Source organism: Neobacillus rhizophilus, assembly GCF_018343535.1.
Taxonomy (GTDB): domain Bacteria; phylum Bacillota; class Bacilli; order Bacillales; family Cytobacillaceae; genus Neobacillus; species Neobacillus rhizophilus.
Genome location: NZ_JAGYPF010000001.1, coordinates 1,030,203 through 1,051,265 on the forward strand (window position 1 = coordinate 1,030,203; position 21,063 = coordinate 1,051,265).

A 21,063-nucleotide genomic window follows, 5' to 3' on the forward strand; every position below is an offset into this window, starting at 1 on the left:
CTTACATCATTCCTTTCAAATAGATGAAGCTGAAGATGAAGATCCAGACAACATCCAAGAAATGCCAGTAAAGTGAAAAGATAAAGGATTTATTCGCAGTTTCAGGCGTTAAGCCGCGTTTTTTCACTTGCAAAAGGATAGCTGTTCCCCAGAATAATCCGAAGGTAACGTGCAGTCCGTGAGTTCCTAATGTAGTCATCAGCATGGCTGTAAACGCGCTGGTCTGCAATGTTGCACCATCATGGATATAAGTGATGAACTCATCAATTTCAAAGCCTAAGAACCCTAGACCAAGAAGAAGTGTAATCACAAAGAAAGTCATCATTGCTTTTTTGCGTCCTAGACGCATTGCGTGAACGCCAAGTCCGATGGTAAAACTACTTGTTAATAACAAAAGTGTTTCTATTATAACCGGAGCTATTTCAAAAATCTCTGTACCACTTGGACCGCTTCCGGTTCTATGCTCTAACGTAAAGTAAGAGGTAAACAGTGTAGCAAACAGCATAATTTCAGCTGCAAGGAAAACCCAAAAGCCAAAAATATTCAGTCCATTTTGTTTTGTACCATATTCTAATGGCAGCGAGTGATCGACTTTCATTATTTAGCACCTCGCAGTTTTGTTTCAGTTTCTTCTATTTCTTTAACAGAAATATAACGGCCATGGTCCTGTTCGAATGAGCGAAGAGCCATACATGCCAAAATACCAATTAGTGAAAGAATTGCCGGAATCCATAAGGAGAAGACCAGTGAAAATCCTAACACAAAGAAGATCGCGCCCATAATAAATGGAACTCCGCTGTTATTTGGCATATGAATTTTTTCCACTTTACCCGGAAACAGCGCATGACCTTTTTTCTTAGCATCCCAGAATCCTTCACTAGAAGCAACCTGTGGCTCGACGGCAAAGTTGTATTCCGGTACTGGAGTATGTGTTGCCCATTCAAGCGAACGTGCATCCCATGGATCCGCACCAATGTTTCTTGGTGAATAACGAACACTGTAATAAACATTATAGACAATTAAGGCAAAGCTGATGGCCATAACACCTGCACCAACGAATGAAACCATATTTAATGGTCCATAACCTGTTGCTTCTGAATAAGTGTACATACGGCGTGCCTGACCATCTAAACCAGTAATATACATTGGGAAGAACGCTAAGCAGAATCCGATCGTAAGCGTCCAGAATGACCATTTCCCAATTCTTTCATTTAACATAAAGCCAAACATTTTTGGCCAATAATAGGTTAGACCAGCAAGCATAGCAAATACTACACCCGGGATAATTGTGTTATGGAAGTGAGCTACTAAGAACATTGTGTTATGGTACTGATAGTCAGCAGCTGACATCGCTAGCATGACCCCTGTCATCCCGCCGATTACAAATAGCGGAATAAACCCTAGAGAGTATAACATTGGAACGGTAAATCGAATTTTCCCCTTCCATAACGTAAATAACCAGTTGAAAATCTTAACACCTGTTGGAACGGCAATCATCATTGTTGTAATGGAGAAGAAGCTGTTTGCAACTGCCCCCTGCCCCATCGTAAAGAAATGGTGCGCCCAAACCATACAGGATAGTGCTGAGATAATAACCATGGATGCAACCATTGATTTATAGCCATAAAGGTTACGGCCTGCAAAGGTTGAGATAATCTCACTGTAAATACCAAATGCAGGTAATATAAGGATATAAACTTCAGGATGTCCCCAAACCCAGAATAGGTTGGCCCAGAGCATATCCATACCGCCATTTGTCGTTGCAAAGAAATGAGTTCCGAACAATCTGTCCATGGTTCCCATCGCAAGCGCAACTGTAATGACAGGGAAAACCGTTACGATGATAAGATTTGTTACTAAAACAGACCATGTAAACATCGGCATTTTCATTAAGGTCATGCCAGGTGCTCTCATTTTCATGATCGTTGTAATCATGTTAATACCGGTCATTAGTGACCCAATACCGGATATTTGAATCGCAATCATATAATAGTTCGTTCCGACATGTTGACTGAAATCATTACCTGCGAGCGGGAAATAAGAAGTCCATCCTGCATCAGGAGATCCGCCGATAACAAAAGAGATATTAAACAGCATCGCACCAAAGAAGAACAACCAGAAGCTCAATGCGTTCAATCTTGGGAAGGCCACATCACGGGCGCCAATTTGTAATGGAACAACATAGTTCATGAAAGCAAAGATGAATGGCATTGCCATAAACATGACCATGATAACCCCGTGTGTTGAGAAAACTTCATTGTAATGCTGAGGATCAAGCAGTTTATTATCAGGTACAGCCAGCTGGGCACGCAGCATAATCGCATCCACGCCGCCGCGGAATAACATAATTAAGGCAGAGAGTAAATACATAATACCAATCCGTTTATGGTCAACTGTTGTTAACCATTCGCGCCATAAATATCCCCATTTTTTGAAATAGGTTAAGCCTGCAATAATGGCAACCACTGTTAGGCCAATCGCTACCATAGATGCATAGATTGCAAGACTTGGATTTGGTATGGCAAAACGTTCAAAGAACTCCATCCTTTATTAACTCCTTTCGAGAGATTAATTTTTTCAATAATTCGTTTCATTAACCCATTAACAATTACTCATGATTTTGGTGGTCTGACATATCCATATCCATTTCCATTTTTGAGTGGTCAGTTTGACCTTCCTCTGGTTTGGCAGATGGACTGTGATCGTGTTCTGGTGCCGGACTAAATTTTAAATGAGTCCCTGTGAATGTCATTTGTCCAAGGTGTCCTGGTTTTAATAACTCATCAAATTTTTTCTCTGATAAAGGTTTTGCCGTTTTCTTTACGTCTTTTACCCATTTATCGAAATCCTTTTCAGACATTGCTGTGACATTAAACGTATTTTCAGCAGTACCTTTACCGCTGAAGTTCGCGTTACGGCCCATCATTTCACCCGGTTCATCAGCAGCTAAGTGCAGTGTCGTCACCATATCGGACATGGCGTATTTTTGTCCGCCAAGTTGTGGAATCCAGAAGCTGGTGATTGGTCCGTAGGAATAAAGCTTAAATTCAATCGGCCGGTCTGTTGGAATATACAAATAGTTCACCGTTTCAATATTTTGTTCCGGATAACTAAAATGCCATTTCCAGTCAGAAGAGGATGCATAAATGACTAAAGGATCTTTATCCTGATATTTTATTGGTTTTGCTTCTACAATATTGTTACTTTGAACTGAAACGATTGAAAAGTAAGTAACAATAATGACAGGAATACCGACGCAAATCAGCTCAACCCATTTATTTCCTTCAATGTGAGGCGGTTCATAATCTGGGCTTGCCTTTGAGGCACGATATTTAATTAGCACATAAATCAAAATAGCGAAAACTACAATTACTATGAACGACATGATCCCAATAGATAACAAAATATCGTGGGCTTGCCTTTCGGCTTGCGGCCCTTTAGGATCAAGAACCATAAGAGGTTCACATCCTGTTAGCACTGTGGCAATAGTTAAAACAAGCAGTAATAATGCCGATTTTACTTTCATGCTAGTACCCCTTTCTTTTATTTAAAAAATGTCATGTTAAAAAAATTTTTTGTTTGTGATTTACATCACATCATTAGTAACTATCTTAATACCAAACATTATTAAAAGACACCCATTCATAAGATTTGTCACTAAATGTTCAAAAAGAATTCGACATTTTGTAAAGGTAGGGTCTATACATTTGCTTTTTTAATATATTTTTAATATTGGTTAGCGGGTAGTTTAAGGATTATGGAAAAGCACCCTTAAATTTCCTTCATATTTATGTTACGGTTAGAAAAGGGAATATAAAGAAGGAAGGAAATGAAATCGAAGGTCTTATTCACAACTGGAACAATTAGTGGGAATTTTAGTAGCAGGTTATAAAATGACGAATGGGAAATTGGACGGAGACAAGGTTGAGGAAATGGAATCCTTTATTTATCTAATTACAATGACGGCGAATAATTTCGCCGTCATTAAAGTCGTATGTCATTTATTTTTTAGCCTTTCTTTGTTCTGCTAAAACAATGCTAAGCTGTTTCATGCGTTGTTTTGTTAATGGATATAGAAAGACTAATATAAAGAAAATCAATAGATAGATGGCACCAGGTACGATGGTAGCCAATGTATATATTCCTTTAAGTGTACCCTCTGTTTGAACTTCCTTGGCAGCATTATATCCTATGGCTGTAATGGCAAAACCGCCGATTCCACCAGCCAATGCTTGTCCCACTTTGCGGGCAAAAGAATAGAAAGAATAAACTGTCCCATCTTCTCTTAGTCCAGTTAAAAATTCATGGTAATCGATTACATCTGTGACAAAAGCCCATATCATAATATTAAAGAAGGCATATCCAAACATCCCAATTGCTGTTAGCGCAATATATTGAGTTGCGGTTAAAGTTGGAAGTAAGAATAAAAGAATGTATACAGCAGCAGAAAGCAACATTCCTACTGTTGCCGTTTCCTTTTTGCCAAATTTACTCACTAATGGCTTTACAATTGGAATGGCAATGAATACTGTGACCGTTTGAATAACCCCTACAACACTTAATGCTGCAGTATTACTAAAATAATCTTTAAACAAGTACACATTAACTGTACCAATCAGCATCGTACTCATCATGAATATTAATGATGCTCCAAGGATTGATATTAAAGGTTTATTTTTTAAGAGCCCTTTTATTGTATTACCTAACTTACCTTTAGGCACTTCATTTTCATCCAACACAATCCGTTCAGTAGATAATTTATAACATGCTAGGTAACACGCGTAAGATAAAATCCCAAATATTACAGCAGCCGATAAAAATCCATTGGCACTTGCTTTATTATCTGTAAATATGATTATGGGTCCAACTCCATTGATAATTAAACTTGCCAGCATTGCCCCCATCGTTCTGTATGTTGATAGCGCTGTACGCTCTACAGAGTCATTGGTAATCACTGAAGCCATTGAACCGTAAGGAATATTAACAGTACTATATAAAGTTCCCCATAAGATGTATGTGACAAATGCATAGGCTTCATAAAACCCGTTTGACATTCCTGGAATATGTATGAATATTAATATTCCAGAAATAACAAGTGGAAGTGACATTCTAAAAATCCAGGGTTTAAATTTACCATGTTTTCCGGGTTTTCTTGTATCAATGAACCTTCCCCAGGTGATATCAGCAATGGCATCCCATAATCGTGCAACTAAAAAGAGTATTCCAACAAAAGCGGCACTAATCCCATAAACATCTGTATAATATACCATTAAAAATGAACTTACTAAAACAAAAGAGAAGTCATTCCCAAAATCCCCAAACATATAGCCAATTTTATCTCTAAATCCAAATTCTTTGACCTTTCTATTAGTGGAGATTGGTTTAGAATCTTTCATTTTATGACTGGTACTTTGAATCATTTTAATCCCTCAATTCTTTTCATCCGAAAACGATTATCGTTTTTGATTCAAACTGTGTTGTCCTTCAATAAAACGAATTGTCCCTGTTTTAGCACGCATAACAACCGAATGAGTTGTGCCAATATTCTCCTTATATAGTACTCCTCTTAATAGCTCACCATCGGTCACACCTGTTGCAACAAAATAGGCATCATCGCCTTTTACGATGTCATCCATCAACAAAACTTTATTAAAATCAGAAATGCCCATCTTATTTAAACGAATTTTTTCTTCTTCAGTTTGTTGGATTAGCTTTCCTTGAAAATCTCCTCCCAAGCTTTTGAGTGCTGCTGCTGCTATTACCCCTTCCGGCGCACCTCCAGAACCAAGCATGATATCAACACCTGTATTATCAAATGCTGTATTTATTGCTGCCGCAACATCTCCATCTTGCATCAGTTTGATTCTAGCTCCCGATTGGCGGATTTCATGAATCATTTTTTCATGTCTTTCTCGATCTAATATTGCTACAACCAGATCTTCAATGTTTTTATTTTTTGCTTTTGCAACAGCCCTTAAATTTTCAATGACGGGTGCATTAATATCAATTTTCCCTGCTGCTTCAGGTCCAACAGCAATTTTTTCCATATACATATCTGGAGCATGCAATAAATGACCTCTCTCTGCAACTGCAATAATAACAAGAGCATTCGAAGAACCTGCAGCAACAATATTGGTTCCCTCTAATGGGTCTACTGCAATATCAACTTCTGGCCCATCACATGTTCCTAATTGTTCTCCAATATACAGCATAGGTGCTTCATCCATTTCACCCTCCCCTATCACAACCGTTCCTTTCATCTGAATTGAATTAAACATATTCCTCATGGCTTGTGTAGCGGCAGCATCCGCTTCTTCTTTCTTCCCTCTGCCTAACCACCGTCCGGCAGCAAGTGCTGCAGCTTCGGTTACTCGAACAAGTTCCATTGATAAATTTCTATCCATTTCAAAACGCCTCCAAATTTTCTGAAAATATTTGTTCAAATTCAATAATCTCGAATTCAAGATATAATACAAAAAAACAATACCTACTTTTCCTATCATTTCAACCAACACACTTCACATTAATTACTAGGTAACTTTATGTAACCATAATAACTTTTTATTATTAAGCTGTCAATTTATTTGTGTCGAATTCGTGAACGAATAACGTCAGAACTTGTGTGTTTGGTAATTTAAATCCAGTAAATACTTTATTTTAACAACTGATTCTGATAATATTAAATTAAAGTTATTAAAAATAACCTAGGAACAATTTGGAGGTGTTTATAAATGGATACAGAAAATAAATTGTGCAACAAAGTTGAAGAATGCTATCATATTATGGGAAAAAAATGGATGGGTTTAATCGTCCATACACTAATGGAGGAACCGAAAAGATTTAGTGAAATCCATGCCTTTATACCCGATTTAAGCAAAAGAGTATTAAACGAACGGATGAAAGAGCTTGAGGACAATGGCATTGTATTAAGAAATGTCATTGCAGACCGTCCTGTACGGACCGAATATTCATTAACCAAAAAAGGAACAGAATTAGGAAGATCGCTCAAGGCCTTAGAGGCATGGGCAGATAAATGGTTATAAATTAAAAACCTCTTCAATTATACATTTTATTGAAGAGGTTTTTATTTATTGTCACGATAAACATTCTTTCTGTTTTAGAATTAAATAGATATAAAATAAAGGAACTTGGTATCCAAGCTCCTTTATTTTATATCTTAAATTGTTTATTTCATTATGATTAAACAGCTACTGCTGATAATTTCTTTGCTGCTTCTTTTACTTTTTCAAGACCTTCAGCTATAATTGCTTCTGCTTGAGCAGGCATTGCAGCATGACCTTCAATAATGACTTCATCTACAATTTCCATGCCGAATACGCCACCAACAACGTTTTTAATATAAGTTGCAGACATTTCCATAGGTGCTGCTTCAGGTGTTGAGTAAACGCCGCCGCGTGCATTTAAGATGATCGCTTTTTTGTGTGTCATTAATTGTACGGCTTGACCATTTTCATCGTATTTGAAAGTAAAACCTGCCTGGTATACGTAATCAATAAACGTTTGTAATGGTGCTGGAATGGTTAGGTTCCATAGTGGGAATGCGAAAACAACTACGTCAGCTGCTGTAAGAGCATCCATTGCTTTTTGCTTCGCAGCAAGAAGACGTTTTTCTAGATCCGTCATTTCCTCTCCTGATTCTAGTTTACCAAAAGCGTTGAATAAATCTTGGCCAATGTAAGGCATATCTTCAGCAAAAACATCGAAAGTTGATACATTTACACCCTCTAAGTTTCCCATAAAAGTTTCATACATTTTACTTGAAACTGCATCCGAAGCTGGTCGGTTATTTGCTTTAACAACTAATATATTCATATATAATTCTCCTTTTTACCTTTAATTTCAATATTTTAAATTAAAATATCTCGAATTGATAATATATTGATGTAGTATTGTTGTCAATGAAATTTCCCTAGTAGATATTTCCTAATTTAATTATAAAATTTGAATTGGTTTCTCGTTTCCTTAGCTAAATACAAAACTTGGTCAGCATGATTTATAAGTATTTCACTGCTCATTCCATCCTTTGGAAAAATAGAAATACCTATACTTGCAGTTGTATTAATGAAATGCCCCTTAATTTGATACGTCTGCTGAAGCGTTTTTTGCAGCCTTAACGCAACCTGTTTAACACTTTGTGAATCCTTAATATCTTTTAATAGGATTAAAAATTCATCGCTTCCTATACGGCCAATGATACTATTTCCTCTTACATTATTTTTTAACCTATTAGCAAATTGGATAAGGAGCTCATCTCCTACATCATGCCCTAATGTATCATTTACTTCTTTGAATTTGTCCAAATCCATGTACAATAAGGCCAACTTTTCTCCCTTTTCACTTGCAGACAGAATCGATCGTCCCATTAATTCGTTGAAGCTTAGCCTATTTCTTATGCCAGTAAGCGAATCGTGGTAAGCCAAATTCTCCAACTCTTCCTCGTATAATTTTCGAGCCGTGATATCTTTAAAGAGAATTTGCATGACTGATTCTGCATTATAAACCATCGGGATGGCTGTAATTTCTGCAAAAAAATCCTTATTCTCAAATCCTACCAATCTCTCTATAATTGGAGTTGGTTTCGCGCCATCACTTTTTACCACCATGTCTGTTAACTGGTGCTGGATACTTTCTTTATTTTCAGCATCAATAAACTCCCAAATTGATCTACCGATTATGTACTTTAAACTGTCCTGTCCTAAAAACTTTACTCCAGCTGGATTTGCAAAAACAATATGATGGTTATTTTGAACAATTATTGCCTCTGGTAAAAATTCAACTAGTTTTCGATAACAGACTTCACTTTCCTCCAGCTGCCGTTGTATTTCCATCTGTTCGGTAAAGTCTTTATACATTCCTACAGCAAGAACCTCACCCTTGTTGATTTGTCGGTAGGTTGCTAAAATATCTAGTATTTCCCCATCTTTACACATTCTTTTTGTAAAACTATAATTAATATTTTCTCCTTCCCTTAATGTATTTAACAGTGCTTCATGTTGTTCTTTCGTCATGGTATGCAAGGCTGGGGGTGGAATCAGCCCTTTCATTTCCTCAATTGTCCAGCCAAGTAGGTCAGTAAAAGTCGGATTTGCATATAGGATCTCTCCATCTTGGCCAATTAAAAAAATCGCATCATTAGTATTCTCCCAAATTAGTTCAAGTGCTTCTTCTCCAATTTTCGGATTATCTAATAATAGACTAGTCATTTTATTTCCCCATTTCTTTTATTCCTATAAACCGTACAGTGTGACAAGATTAGAAAAAGAGCCAATCATTACCCTTTGATTAGCTCTTTTTATTCTATTTATTCTATTTATTCCGTTTATTGATTTGCTTTTTTAACCCATTCTGCAACTGTCACTGTACGCTTAGCTTGATGTTTTACAGCGGCTTGAACATCTTCAATCATTTTTCCATCTTGACCGACTGTAACACTTGTTCCATATGGGTTACCACCTGCACCAAATGTAACAGGGTCAGTATAACCAGGAGCAGCAACAATTGCACCCCAATGATACATGGTTGTATAAAGTGATAAAATGGTAGCCTCTTGACCACCGTGAGGGTTTTGTGCTGAAGACATTGCACTCACAACTTTATTCACAAGCTTCCCATTAAACCAAAGACCACCAGTTGTATCTAGGAATTGTTTCATTTGAGATGGCATGTTACCAAATCGAGTAGGCACACTGAAAATAATCGCATCTGCCCATTCTAGGTCTTCTAATTTCACTTCTGGTACATCCTTTGTTTTTTCAACTGTAGCTTTCCAAACCGGATTTCCTTCGATAGCTGATTGTGGAGCTAATTCTGGTACTTTTAATACCTTTACTTCTGCACCAACTTCTTTTGCACCATCTTCGGCCCATCTTGCTAGTTGATAATTTGTTCCACCCATGCTGTAATAAATTACTGCTAATTTTACATTTGTCATTTTTTCTGTCTCCTTTTCTGATGTACTTCCAAATAATTTAGATAAGAACCCCATTTGTCACACCACCTATTTTGTCTTTTTTTTTAATTATTATTCCCGATTTTTTTAACTCATCAGAATCCTTTTTTATTATCTCCCTCCAGAACACGAACATTCACAGGTGGTAAGGTTTCTTCTAATTCTTCTCTTTTTGACTCTAACCACGATGGAAGCATCAGCTTTCTTCCCAGTTCATCTGCTGGTTCATCAACCGCAAAACCTGGCGGGTCTGTCGCTATTTCGAAGAGGACCCCCCCTTCTTCATGAAAATACACTGCTTTAAAATAGTTTCGATCACGAATTTCTGTTGGATTGTATCCTTTGTCTTGGAGAAGTAATCTCCACCGGAGAAGTTCTTCTTCATCCTTTGCTCTCCATGCTATGTGATGAATCGTTCCAGCTCCCATCAGCCCTCTGACTGAAGGATTTAACTGAATATCAATCGTATTCCCTAGATGTCCTTCAGATTTAAATCTAAGGAATTCATCCTCCTGGCCAATGCATTCCAATCCTAAAGTATTTTCTAGCACGTCCGTCGTTTTATGAGGCTGTGCCGAAATCAGAATAGCACCACTAAAACCTTTAATGGCATGTTCTGCTTGAACTCCTCCAAAGTTCCATGTATTCATGGGTCCTTCATCTCGTTCAGTCAGTTCAAGTTGCAGCCCATCTGGATCGTTAAATTTTAAATATTTTTCACCAAATCGAGTGGATGAAATAAATTTAACTCCGAATTTACCTAATCGACTCTCCCAAAATGGAACCGAACCCTTCGGTATGCTATAACTGGTTACACCAACTTGCCCCATACCAATTCGACCTTTTAATTGTTTAGCCCATGGAAAAAAAGTAATGACAGTACCTGGGTGCCCTGATTCATTGCCAAAATATAGATGGTACACTTCAGGTCGATCAAAGTTTATTGTTTTCTTAACAAGCCTTAGCCCCAGTACGCCAGCATAAAAATCAATATTTCGTTGTGCATCGTTTACCATCGCTGAAATATGATGAATACCTGCAGTTCTTTGCATTTTTTCTCTCCATTTACTTTCTTTTTTACTATGATGTCAATTCATTGTAAATTTATTAAATTGTTCTGCAATTTATATTCTTGATTTCGAGATATTTATAAAAAAATATTTCTACCATCTATCTTTTTTTCTTCAAAAAAACTATCAATTTCATCAAGTTGGAATACACGCTTATTACGTGGCAGGAAACTACGTATTTCTTCTTCATTAAAACCTACTTGAAATCTTTTTTCATCAAGGATTAATGGTCTCCTTAATAATCCAGGATTTTCTTCAATAATTTTATATAATTCTTGAAGTGATAAAGAATCCATATTTACATTCAACTTCTGGAAAGCTTTTGACTTTGTAGAGATAATTTCATCTGTTCCTTCCTCTGTAAATTGAAGGATATTCTTAATCTCATCTGTTGTAAGTTTTTCAGAAAAAATATTTCTTTCTTTAAAAGGAATTTGATGATCCTCAAACCAAGCTCTCGCTTTTCGGCATGAGGTACAACTTGGTGAAAGATATAAAGTTACCATTTTAAACACTTCCTCTTTACCTTTTTAATCAAAATTTTAAACTTCTTGAATTAAAATATCTTGAATTAAGGATATTTTTATTATATATCATCTTCCCCACTTGTCAACAACTATTGAACTAAGGAAAGGATGATAAATAATAATTTAAATAGAAGGAAGCTTTCCTAACAAAATCTCAGACAACCTTGTTGATTTATTTAACCAAGTTTACTATAATGTAGTTAGGTTACTTTTAGTATACATGTTACTTTTAATATAAAACTATTTTTGGAAAGAGGGAAAGAAAATGAATATGTTAGAATCCAAAGTAATTCAAACTAGATTTGAAAAAGAAATTTTTATTGATAAAAAATCAAACATTGTAATTAACGGCTTCCGCTCTCTTGATAAGAGTACTTCCTATTATGAATTTAAGATTGGCCTAGATCTTATTCGGATTAGAGAAGACGAATATTATGGTACTAAAAAAAGTTACGTTAGTATCAGAATTTCGGAAGATTTACAGTCTCTTTTCATTATAGAGCCTGAGATCCAAAGTATTTTTGCCGTCAAAAATAAACAAGAAAAAGAAGCTGCAATTGAATTAATTCGTTATTTATTAGTCGAATCGCAATCTTTTAAACACATGGTAACAGACATGATCAATAACTTAAAAAAGGAAAATGTATTTACTGGATTGGAAATGAAAGAGTTAAAGGTAAAATTAGCTGTACTGGAAAGATTATTAAATGTAAGTGATGAAGAAATTCACTTCAAGGTTCTAAGGGAAAATATAGCTTGAAGAACAAAAAAGAAAATCCTTAATCCTTAAAGAGCAGAGCAATTACTGTAGGGTAATGGCTCTGTTCCTGTAAACACAAGGATAAAACATAGGTTTTCATAAAATCAACCTTTATCATTCGGCTATATTTGGATGTTTTAATTTATCCAATTTCTTTATTAATCCAACCAATCCTCTTATAGTAAACAAAGTAAAGCTTACACTTCCGAAAGTATGAAACGGTGACCATTTTTTCCATTTAAATAGTCGGGAATTCTTTTCAAAGTACCATTGACCGATACTCATAGGCACACTAAAAATTAAACTTTTTAAAAGGATTTTCAAAAAGTTGTCATTATATGACATTTTAACCCAGATTACACTTAAAATCGGAAAAAATAATATGTCATAAATAATGTTTGTTTTAAAAATTTTAGGAAAAGGACGAACAGGGTATTCAATTCTCTTTGTCCCTACAACATAGGCATCAATTAATGTTGCAATAACTCCTTTTGAGAAAAAAATAACTAGATTTTCTCTCATTTTTGATCCTCTGAATAAAAAGGGAAGAGAAACGAGGCATAATGATGTAAGTAAGTTTAACAACTTTTTTTCCACATATGTTCTTCCTTTCAAATAGGTAATAGTTATACTAATACATTTTCCATAACACACCATAAATATTATTCGTTATTAGATTATTTCCTTCACTCTTATTTGATATCCTAATTAAGGAATACATATCTAGAAACACGTTAACAGTCATCTAGTGATTACAAGGGCATATTTCGCCACAAAATTTCTTGTTTTTAGGAGCATTTATAGTGGTGACATACAGGTAGTAGAAACTTTCAAAACTTTAAATTCAATTGAAGAGGAATATACTCAATATCCCTTAGTTTCATAATGGTAAAAGCTAACCGAAGTATCGATTAGCTTTTTACTGTTTTTAAATTTGCCTTTTTAACTCACTTTTAAACTATCTTTGTAAATCTTTATACATAATAAAGCAGCTCTTTTTAACTCAATTGAATCTTATTTAAGGGTTTTTTCTAATTCTTCTCATTTTGACTCTACCTATGCTTGTAACTTAAATTTTTCAACCTTCAGGCCTTGGACCTTCATTCATCCCGGAATTTTCCACCGTCATTATTGGCCGTACCTCTAAATCTCCATCAACGCGGATTTGACAGGACAGACGTAAATGATCATCAAAAATTCCCTTCTCATAAAATGCATTTTTTTCAACATTTGTTAAATCGCAATATTTCCCCCCCAATATTTCTACTCTGCAGGTTGTACATTTTGCCTTCCCACCACATTGGTGCAGGATTTTTACACCGTTATCTTCTAATGCTAGTACCAACTTTTTCCCACGTTCAACATCAAAAGTCCCATGTCCCAAAACAGTGATTTTGGGCATTTTTGTACCTCCTTGGCGGTTTTCAAATTAATGATTAGTGCACATTAAATTCCTCAAGCAGCATTTTTTCTGTTTGGGGCATAGTTAGACCCAGATGCCAGCAGCCCATTCCAGCTAATCCATATTGACGAACAAGACGGAACTTAACAAGCAGGCTTCGTGGGTCCTCAAACCATACTTCATGGTGATTTCCTTTTTTGTCAATATAACGGAACCAAGGCGCAGCAGCATTTTCATCATAGTGAACTTGACTTTGATAACCAGTATACAAGTCAATGGCATGTTGGGTGGAATAAGCAGAGCCTGATCGCTTATTAGTTCCGATAACCCAGTCATAGGCATATTGAGGAATTCCAAGCATCAACTTTGATTTATCTACAACTGAAACGGCATAATCAAGGGTTGCTTTTACTTTGTCTATTGGAGCAATCGGACCTGAGGGCCCCCCTGGCCAATGCCAATCATAAGTCATTAAAAACATTTTATCTAGGTATTTCCCAAGCGTTCGGTAATCATAGGCTGTAGAATAAGCTGGAATTTGATCTCCTTCTTTTGGAGGCACCGCCATCATAACTTCCATTCCTGCTGGATGCAGCTTTGCAGCTAATTCCTCAATAAACTGGTTAAGGTTCGCCCGATCTTTTGTCTTTACTTGTTCAAAGTCAATGACTATTCCTTTATAGTCATGACTATCTAAAAGAGCATAAATATTTTTAACAAATTTCTGCCTTAACCAAGGAGTGCTTATTAATTTATGAGTAAGATTCGGATCAAATCCCTTTTCGCTTAGATTTGTAAGAGTTGCGAATGGCGGGAGGTTCTCTTTCCACGCAATCTTATGTGACTGGTTTTCAGGCGTTTCGATGATGTTTCCTTGTTCGTCAGAGCGATACTCAAACACGAAAATACTACTAAGAGTACTTTTATAATTTTTCAGCATCCAAGCATTAGAATTCTTATCTTTTGGAACAAAGTAGGTACCTGTCCAAATGTTCATTTTCGGCGGTCGAGGAATACTCAATTTCTGTCTTGGAAAAATCACACGACTTTTTAAACCATTTTGCCGCATCAATGTTTCCTCACTAATGGCGTGACGATTAGCTATTTCCCAAACACTTTCACCAGGTTGAACTATATAGTTCGCCTCGGGTATTAACAATGCTTGACCTAGGACTAGTTGGGCATTTTTAGCTAAACCATTTAGCTCAGCCAGATTGTCTTTGTTAATTTGGTACTGTTTCGAAATTTTGGACAGGCTGTCGCCATATTTCACTTCATGGATTACTTGGGCATAAGTTGAAATGGGAATCATTAAAATCATAAAAACTAAAATAAAGATAAAAAATAGTTTTTTAATCACAAGGAACCTCCTTAATATTTAATAGATCTTTAATGAAGTTCAAATTTAATGGGTTGAGTTGTGTTAATTGGATATAGCTTCCCTTTTAATGCAAATGAAATTTTTCCCGTTTCTTCGGATACAACCAATGCTAGCGCATCACTTCGCTCTGAAATACCAAGAGCTGCTCGATGCCGTGTTCCAAGTTTTTTTTCTTCAATTATAATTGTTGTTAATGGAAGGACATTTCCTGCCGATACAACGTGGTTTCCCCGAATTAAAACAGCCCCATCATGCAGTGGATTGCCCGGGTAAAAAATCGATTCCAATAATTTAGGTGTTACTATTGCTCCTATTGTTGTACCTTTTTGAATAATAGGCTCGACCAAATCACAACGTTCAACAACAATTAAGGCGCCATGCCTGTGTTTCGATAGGTGTTGAGCAGCAGTGGATAAATGTTCATAAGTGTCTGTAAAAGATGATAAATAGCAATTCAAATAAAAAGAAGCAGCCATTGATTCAATTTCCATTAGATGTTCTTTAACATCCTCAAGACTTCCCAATACACAAAAATTTTCGTTGCCCAGAATTTCTAAATTGGATTGGAGCATAAGAATCAGTTGTTGAATGCCATCTTCTAAATTTTGTTTCATAGGTGAAAAGTCACAATTATTGCTGTCCATTTACAATCACTCCATATCCGTTTTTACTTCAGGACTTACATATGTATAGTGGAAAATGCCCAAAACAAAAGCATATATTAAAAAAAACAAATAAGATTGTTTTGAAATAACAAAATCTCCATTTTAATTTAGAAATAGTATTTGTTAGTTACTTTGTTTATATAAATCGGAAATTTAAAACCAAACCAATAATTAAAAACACCCTTATCTTCAATTAAGACAAGGATGTTTCTTATGTTCCAATTATTTAGAAATGCGTTTTAGTAATTCTGCTTTTTCCGCTTCAAATCCTGGCTTGCCCAGAAGTGCAAACATATTCTTTTTATATGCTTCAACTCCTGGCTGGTCAAAAGGATTAACTCCCATTAGCAAACCGCTTATTCCACATGCCTTTTCGAAGAAATAAACCATTTCACCGAAGGTATACTCATTTAATTGATCCAGCTCTACGGATAGGTTAGGAACTCCTCCATCAACATGGGCTAAAACCGTACCTTGTGCAGCATTCTTATTGACATAGTCCATTGTTTTACCAGCAAGATAGTTTAAGCCATCCAGATCAGCGGCCTCTTCCTTAAGGGTAATATCTAGTTTAGGTGCTTTTACGGATATAACAGTTTCAATAAGGTCACGGCGTCCTTCTTGAACATATTGTCCCATGGAGTGAAGATCAGTGGAGAAATCGACAGAAGCTGGATAAAGTCCTTTTTGGTCCTTTCCTTCACTTTCGCCAAATAATTGTTTCCACCATTCTGAAACATAATGAAGAGATGGTTCAAAATTCACTAGCAGTTCTATCGATTTTCCTTTTCGATAAAGAGCATTTCTGACTGAAGCATACTGATAACTTTGATTTTCTGCCAAGTTCGGGTTATTATATTTATCCGCAGCAGCTGCGGCGCCTGCCATCATTTTATCAATATCTAATCCTGCAGTTGCAATTGGTAATAATCCTACTGCGGTTAAAACAGAATATCTGCCGCCGACATCATCAGGAATGACAAAGGTTTCATATCCTTCTTCATCAGCAAGTGTTTTTAAGGCACCTTTAGCTCGATCAGTAGTCGCATAAATACGTTTTTTCGCTTCTTCTTTCCCGTACTTTTTCTCCAAATAATCCCTGAAAATACGGAACGCAATAGCAGGCTCTGTAGTTGTACCTGATTTTGAGATGACATTGACCGAAATATCTTTGTCCTTAATCACATCAAATAAATGGGTCAGATATGTAGGACTAATATTTTGTCCAGCAAAATAAATTTCTGTTTTGTCATCCATTTGGTTATGAAACGTATGAGATAGCGCTTCAATAGCAGCTCTAGCACCAAGATAGGAGCCACCGATTCCGATGACGATTAAAGCATCTGAATTACTGCGTATTCTTTCAGCTGCCGCTTTGATACGCGCAAATTCTGCTTTATCGTAGTTATGCGGTAAATCTACCCAACCAAGGTAGTCAGATCCCGGTCCTTTTTTCTCATGAAGCATTTCATGGGCAGCTTTTACAAAATTACTTAAATAATCTACCTCATGCTGCTGCATGAAAGATAATGTATTAGAATAATCAAAAGTAATAGACATACGTTTGTTCTCCTCTTCAGTTTATTTATGTAAGGGCGTTAAGTCGAAAAATAACGCCCTTAGGCTTTTAATCGTTTTTATACAGTTTTCCAGTCAGCTGCAAACTTTTCTAGTCCTTGGTCTGTTAAAGGATGTTTTGATAATTGTTCAATAACCTTAAATGGTATGGTTGCAATATGAGCTCCAGCCATTGCCACACGAGTCACATGGTCTGGATGGCGGACAGATGCAGCAATAATTTGTGCATCCAAGTTTTGAACTCGGAACAACTCAGCAATTTTCGCAACAAGTTGGACACCATCTTCATTGATATCATCTAATCGGCCTAAGAATGGTGAAACATAGGTTGCGCCTGCGCGTGCAGCCAATAATGCTTGGTTCACACTAAAAATAAGGGTAACATTCGTTTTAACACCTTTTTTAGTTAGATAACGGCAAGCCTCTAAGCCATCGAGGGTCATTGGAAGCTTAATCGTTATATTTTTATCGCCGCCATTAATTTTGATGAGCTCGTTTGCTTCCGCAATCATTTGTTCAGCTGTCAGAGCATTAGGTGTTACTTCAGCGGAGACAGACTCTACCTCTGGTACGGCATTAAGAATCTCAGCAATCCGATCTTCAAATTTGACGCCTTCTTTCGCTACTAAAGAAGGGTTGGTGGTTACACCTGATAATACGCCAATCTTATAGGCTTTTTTGATTTCATCTAAGTTTGCAGTATCAATAAAAAATTTCATGGTATTTTTCCTCCAGATTTAATTTAGTATTTTTTTTAATTCTTTTCGACAACATGTCCGCCAAATTCATTTCTTAACGCCGCTACCACTTTTCCTGTAAAGGTGTCATCCTCTAGGGAGCGATAACGCATTAATAATGACATGGCAATAACTGGCGTAGCAGTCTTAAGATCTAATGCTGCTTCTACAGTCCATTTTCCTTCACCTGAGGAATGCATAATCCCTTTAATTTCTTCCAAGTTTGGATATTTAGAAAATGCATTTTCGGTTAATTCCATCAGCCATGAACGTATAACAGATCCATTATTCCAAACTCTTGCGACCTTTTCGTAATCAAAATCAAATTCGCTTTTCTCCAGCACTTCAAAGCCTTCGCCTATCGCAGCCATCATGGCATACTCGATGCCATTATGAACCATTTTCAAGAAATGCCCGCTGCCAACTTTACCCGCATATAAGAAGCCATTCTTAACAGCAGTATCTTTAAAAATAGGCTCCACCACCTCCCAGGCATCAGGGTCTCCGCCGATCATATAACAAGCTCCATTGCGAGCACCTTCCATACCGCCTGATGTCCCTGCATCCATAAACCTTACACCATGTGCAGCCAGTTCATTATACCGGCGGATTGATTCTTTATAATGGGAATTACCTGCTTCGATCACAATATCCCCCTTTTCCAAAAATGGTGTGATTTCACCAATTACGGAATCTACAACCGCATGAGGGACCATAATCCACAAAATTCTTGGATGTTCTAAGGACTGAACGAGTTCTTTATAACTTGATACACCGACAGCTCCATATTCTTTCATATTTTCTACTGCACTTGGATTTACATCATATGCTGCCACTTCATGATGGTGGTCGATTAAATTTTGTCCCAAGTTTAAGCCCATTTTTCCTAAACCAATAAGTCCAACCTTCATTATGTTTTCCTCCAATTGAATATGAATATTTTGCTATATTTTATTTACCCTTCTTAGGAAGGATTTAGGACGCTTTTTGAGATACGGACTACATTATCTGTCGTAAAACCAAACTCTTTCATGACTGCAGTTCCATCGCCTGAGGCACCAAATGTCTCAATTGAAAGGATTTTTCCTTCAAATCCAACAAACCGTTCCCAGCCAAGTGAAATACCCATTTCAATGGCAACACGTTTTGAATTCGATGAAGGGAGTACCGCTTCTTTATATTCTTTAGCTTGCTGGCTAAACAATTCCCAACTTGGCATTGAAACAACGCGAACAGAAATATTTTCCTTTTCAAGTTCTGCTTTTGCGTTCACTGCTAAGGTCACCTCTGAACCAGTAGCAATTAAAATGACATCTGGTGATGAAGTTGTTTCTGCTAATACATAAGCTCCTCTAGATAGGTTCTCTAGATTTGCTTTTGTTTCATTAAACACTGGCAAGTTTTGGCGGCTAAGAATCAATGCAACAGGTCCCTCTGTTTGCTGGAGTGCATATGCCCAAGCACTTGCTGTTTCATTTGCATCTGTTGGTCTAATAACCGTTAAGCCCGGAATGGAACGAAGTGCTGCCAGATGTTCAACCGGTTCATGTGTAGGCCCATCCTCTCCAACTGCAATGGAATCATGTGTAAATACATAGGTCACTGGCAGCTTTGATAATGCCGCCAGGCGGATAGACGGACGAAGATAATCATTAAAGACAAAGAATGTACTTACAAAAGGTTTTATACCGCCATGATAGGCCATACCATTGGCTGCAGCGCCCATTGCATGTTCACGAACTCCAAAGTAAACATTGCGCGCACCGTATGATTCAACGGCGTAAATTTGTTCCCCTTTTATTTCCGTCATCGTTGAATGGGATAAGTCTGCACTTCCACCAAATATCGCTGGAACAGATATCACATAATGGTTGATGGCTTCTCCGCTGGCCACACGTGTTGAAACAGCTTTTCCTGTATCAAAGGTTAAAATATCTTTTGCATCAATCAAAACTTTTCCTTCTATAGCATTTGTTAATTGATTGGCTAATTCTGGGTAGGCTTGCTTATAGGATTCGAACAAGCTCATCCAGCTTTGTTCAGCATCAATCCCTTTACGCTTTAATTGTGCAAAATGCTCTTTTACTTCTTCTGGAACATAGAAATCTTCTTCATAAAGCCAGTTATAGGCTTGTTTGGTTGCTTTTCCTTCTTCTGCCCCCAGTGGTGCTCCATGTGCTTTATTTGTTCCCGCCACCTTTGGACTTCCATATCCAATAATCGTTCTGATTTCAATCAAGCTTGGCTGATCTGTATTTTGTTTGGCTGCTTCAATGGCTTCAGAAATGGCTTCGATGTCATTTCCATCTTCTACTCTTAAATAGTGCCAGTGTGCTGATTCTACTCTTTTCTCAATATTTTCAGAGAACGAAACGTTTAACTCCCCATCCAGAGAAATATCATTTGAATCATATAGTACAATCAATTTCCCAAGTTTCATGTGACCAGCCATCGACATCGCTTCATAGGAGATTCCTTCCATTAAATCGCCATCACCAACTAACGCATAAGTATAATGATCAATAACCGGATGTCCCTCTTTATTAAACTTTGCTGCTAAATGTGCTTCTGCCATTGCCATTCCAACTGCGTTTGCAATTCCTTGGCCTAATGGACCTGTGGTTGCTTCTACTCCCTGTGTATGACCGAATTCAGGATGACCTGGCGTTCTGCTGTTTAACTTCCTAAAGTTTTTCAAATCATCAATGGTGACATTATAGCCGGCTAAATGAAGCATGCTATACAGCAAACTTGATCCATGGCCCGCCGATAAAACAAAGCGGTCCCGGTTAAACCATTTTGGGTTTTCAGGGTTGTGTTGAAGATGATTTGCCCATAATGCATACGTCATTGGCGCTGCCCCCATCGGGAGACCAGGATGACCTGAATTTGCTGCATTAATTGCATCAATTGATAAAGTACGAATGGTAGTAACGGATAGATTTTCAATGTTTTGTGACATCATTTATTTTT

Annotated in this window: 20 protein-coding genes; 2 read left to right on the forward strand and 18 right to left on the reverse strand. The window is 36.9% G+C overall.

Annotation, left to right across the window (positions count from 1 at the left end):
- Position 1 precedes the first annotated feature (1 nt).
- From qoxC to glpX, 5 genes are all read right to left on the reverse strand, one after another.
- Positions 2 to 598, reverse strand: a complete 597-nt coding sequence (gene qoxC, locus KHA99_RS04765; protein WP_213116257.1) for a cytochrome aa3 quinol oxidase subunit III — start codon at positions 596 to 598, stop codon at positions 2 to 4.
- Complete coding sequence (gene qoxB, locus KHA99_RS04770; RefSeq protein ID WP_213116258.1) at positions 598 to 2,544, reverse strand: cytochrome aa3 quinol oxidase subunit I; 1,947 nt, start codon at positions 2,542 to 2,544, stop codon at positions 598 to 600. The genes qoxC and qoxB overlap by 1 nt, the downstream gene beginning before the upstream one ends.
- Positions 2,545 to 2,608: 64 nt before the next feature.
- Entirely contained in the window at positions 2,609 to 3,526 is a 918-nt protein-coding gene (gene qoxA / locus KHA99_RS04775) for a cytochrome aa3 quinol oxidase subunit II (RefSeq protein WP_213116259.1), read from the reverse strand.
- A 475-nt stretch (positions 3,527 to 4,001) separates the two neighbouring features.
- Positions 4,002 to 5,420: an MFS transporter gene (locus KHA99_RS04780; protein WP_213116260.1), complete on the reverse strand. Its 1,419-nt coding sequence runs from the start codon at positions 5,418 to 5,420 to the stop codon at positions 4,002 to 4,004.
- 33 nt (positions 5,421 to 5,453) lie between these two features.
- Complete coding sequence (glpX, locus tag KHA99_RS04785) at positions 5,454 to 6,404, reverse strand: class II fructose-bisphosphatase (protein WP_213116261.1); 951 nt, start codon at positions 6,402 to 6,404, stop codon at positions 5,454 to 5,456.
- A gap of 327 nt (positions 6,405 to 6,731) precedes the next feature.
- Here glpX and KHA99_RS04790 point away from each other — a divergent pair, with 327 nt between their 5' ends.
- Positions 6,732 to 7,043 (forward strand): winged helix-turn-helix transcriptional regulator, encoded by a 312-nt coding sequence (locus tag KHA99_RS04790; protein ID WP_213116262.1) that lies wholly within the window; start codon positions 6,732 to 6,734, stop codon positions 7,041 to 7,043.
- A gap of 157 nt (positions 7,044 to 7,200) precedes the next feature.
- On the opposite strand, the gene KHA99_RS04795 is transcribed toward KHA99_RS04790, so the two are convergent.
- From KHA99_RS04795 to spxA, 5 genes are all read right to left on the reverse strand, one after another.
- On the reverse strand, positions 7,201 to 7,833 hold the full coding sequence (locus tag KHA99_RS04795; protein WP_213116263.1) for an FMN-dependent NADH-azoreductase: 633 nt from the start codon (positions 7,831 to 7,833) through the stop codon (positions 7,201 to 7,203).
- A gap of 116 nt (positions 7,834 to 7,949) precedes the next feature.
- Positions 7,950 to 9,224 (reverse strand): diguanylate cyclase domain-containing protein, encoded by a 1,275-nt coding sequence (locus KHA99_RS04800; RefSeq protein ID WP_213116264.1) that lies wholly within the window; start codon positions 9,222 to 9,224, stop codon positions 7,950 to 7,952.
- 116 nt (positions 9,225 to 9,340) lie between these two features.
- The gene (gene wrbA, locus KHA99_RS04805) at positions 9,341 to 10,006 is read right to left on the reverse strand and encodes an NAD(P)H:quinone oxidoreductase (RefSeq protein ID WP_213116265.1); all 666 of its coding nucleotides are present in this window, start codon (positions 10,004 to 10,006) and stop codon (positions 9,341 to 9,343) included.
- A 59-nt stretch (positions 10,007 to 10,065) separates the two neighbouring features.
- Positions 10,066 to 11,022 (reverse strand): ring-cleaving dioxygenase, encoded by a 957-nt coding sequence (locus tag KHA99_RS04810; RefSeq protein ID WP_213116266.1) that lies wholly within the window; start codon positions 11,020 to 11,022, stop codon positions 10,066 to 10,068.
- A 95-nt stretch (positions 11,023 to 11,117) separates the two neighbouring features.
- Complete coding sequence (gene spxA, locus KHA99_RS04815) at positions 11,118 to 11,546, reverse strand: transcriptional regulator SpxA (RefSeq protein WP_213116267.1); 429 nt, start codon at positions 11,544 to 11,546, stop codon at positions 11,118 to 11,120.
- Positions 11,547 to 11,832: 286 nt separating this feature from the next.
- Here spxA and KHA99_RS04820 point away from each other — a divergent pair, with 286 nt between their 5' ends.
- The gene (locus KHA99_RS04820) at positions 11,833 to 12,327 is read left to right on the forward strand and encodes a hypothetical protein (RefSeq protein WP_213116268.1); all 495 of its coding nucleotides are present in this window, start codon (positions 11,833 to 11,835) and stop codon (positions 12,325 to 12,327) included.
- Between the two features lie 114 nt (positions 12,328 to 12,441).
- Here KHA99_RS04820 and KHA99_RS04825 read toward each other — a convergent pair whose 3' ends face one another.
- From KHA99_RS04825 to tkt, 8 genes are all read right to left on the reverse strand, one after another.
- Positions 12,442 to 12,849 carry a CBO0543 family protein gene (locus KHA99_RS04825; RefSeq protein ID WP_302053479.1) on the reverse strand — a complete coding sequence of 136 codons (408 nt, stop codon included), beginning with the start codon at positions 12,847 to 12,849 and terminating at the stop codon, positions 12,442 to 12,444.
- Positions 12,850 to 13,405: 556 nt separating this feature from the next.
- The gene (locus KHA99_RS04830; RefSeq protein ID WP_213116270.1) at positions 13,406 to 13,729 is read right to left on the reverse strand and encodes a 2Fe-2S iron-sulfur cluster-binding protein; all 324 of its coding nucleotides are present in this window, start codon (positions 13,727 to 13,729) and stop codon (positions 13,406 to 13,408) included.
- A gap of 34 nt (positions 13,730 to 13,763) precedes the next feature.
- Entirely contained in the window at positions 13,764 to 15,089 is a 1,326-nt protein-coding gene (locus KHA99_RS04835) for a glycoside hydrolase family 18 protein (protein WP_307851980.1), read from the reverse strand.
- Between the two features lie 29 nt (positions 15,090 to 15,118).
- Positions 15,119 to 15,754, reverse strand: a complete 636-nt coding sequence (gene cdaS, locus KHA99_RS04840) for a sporulation-specific diadenylate cyclase CdaS (RefSeq protein ID WP_213116271.1) — start codon at positions 15,752 to 15,754, stop codon at positions 15,119 to 15,121.
- A gap of 243 nt (positions 15,755 to 15,997) precedes the next feature.
- A complete protein-coding gene (locus tag KHA99_RS04845) occupies positions 15,998 to 17,335 on the reverse strand; it encodes a glucose-6-phosphate isomerase (RefSeq protein WP_213116272.1) in 1,338 nt (445 codons plus the stop codon).
- Between the two features lie 77 nt (positions 17,336 to 17,412).
- Positions 17,413 to 18,072, reverse strand: a complete 660-nt coding sequence (gene fsa / locus KHA99_RS04850; protein ID WP_213116273.1) for a fructose-6-phosphate aldolase — start codon at positions 18,070 to 18,072, stop codon at positions 17,413 to 17,415.
- Positions 18,073 to 18,107: 35 nt separating this feature from the next.
- Positions 18,108 to 19,001 (reverse strand): phosphogluconate dehydrogenase (NAD(+)-dependent, decarboxylating), encoded by an 894-nt coding sequence (gene gnd, locus KHA99_RS04855; RefSeq protein WP_213116274.1) that lies wholly within the window; start codon positions 18,999 to 19,001, stop codon positions 18,108 to 18,110.
- A 53-nt stretch (positions 19,002 to 19,054) separates the two neighbouring features.
- Positions 19,055 to 21,052: a transketolase gene (gene tkt / locus KHA99_RS04860; RefSeq protein WP_213116910.1), complete on the reverse strand. Its 1,998-nt coding sequence runs from the start codon at positions 21,050 to 21,052 to the stop codon at positions 19,055 to 19,057.
- Positions 21,053 to 21,063: the final 11 nt, after the last annotated feature.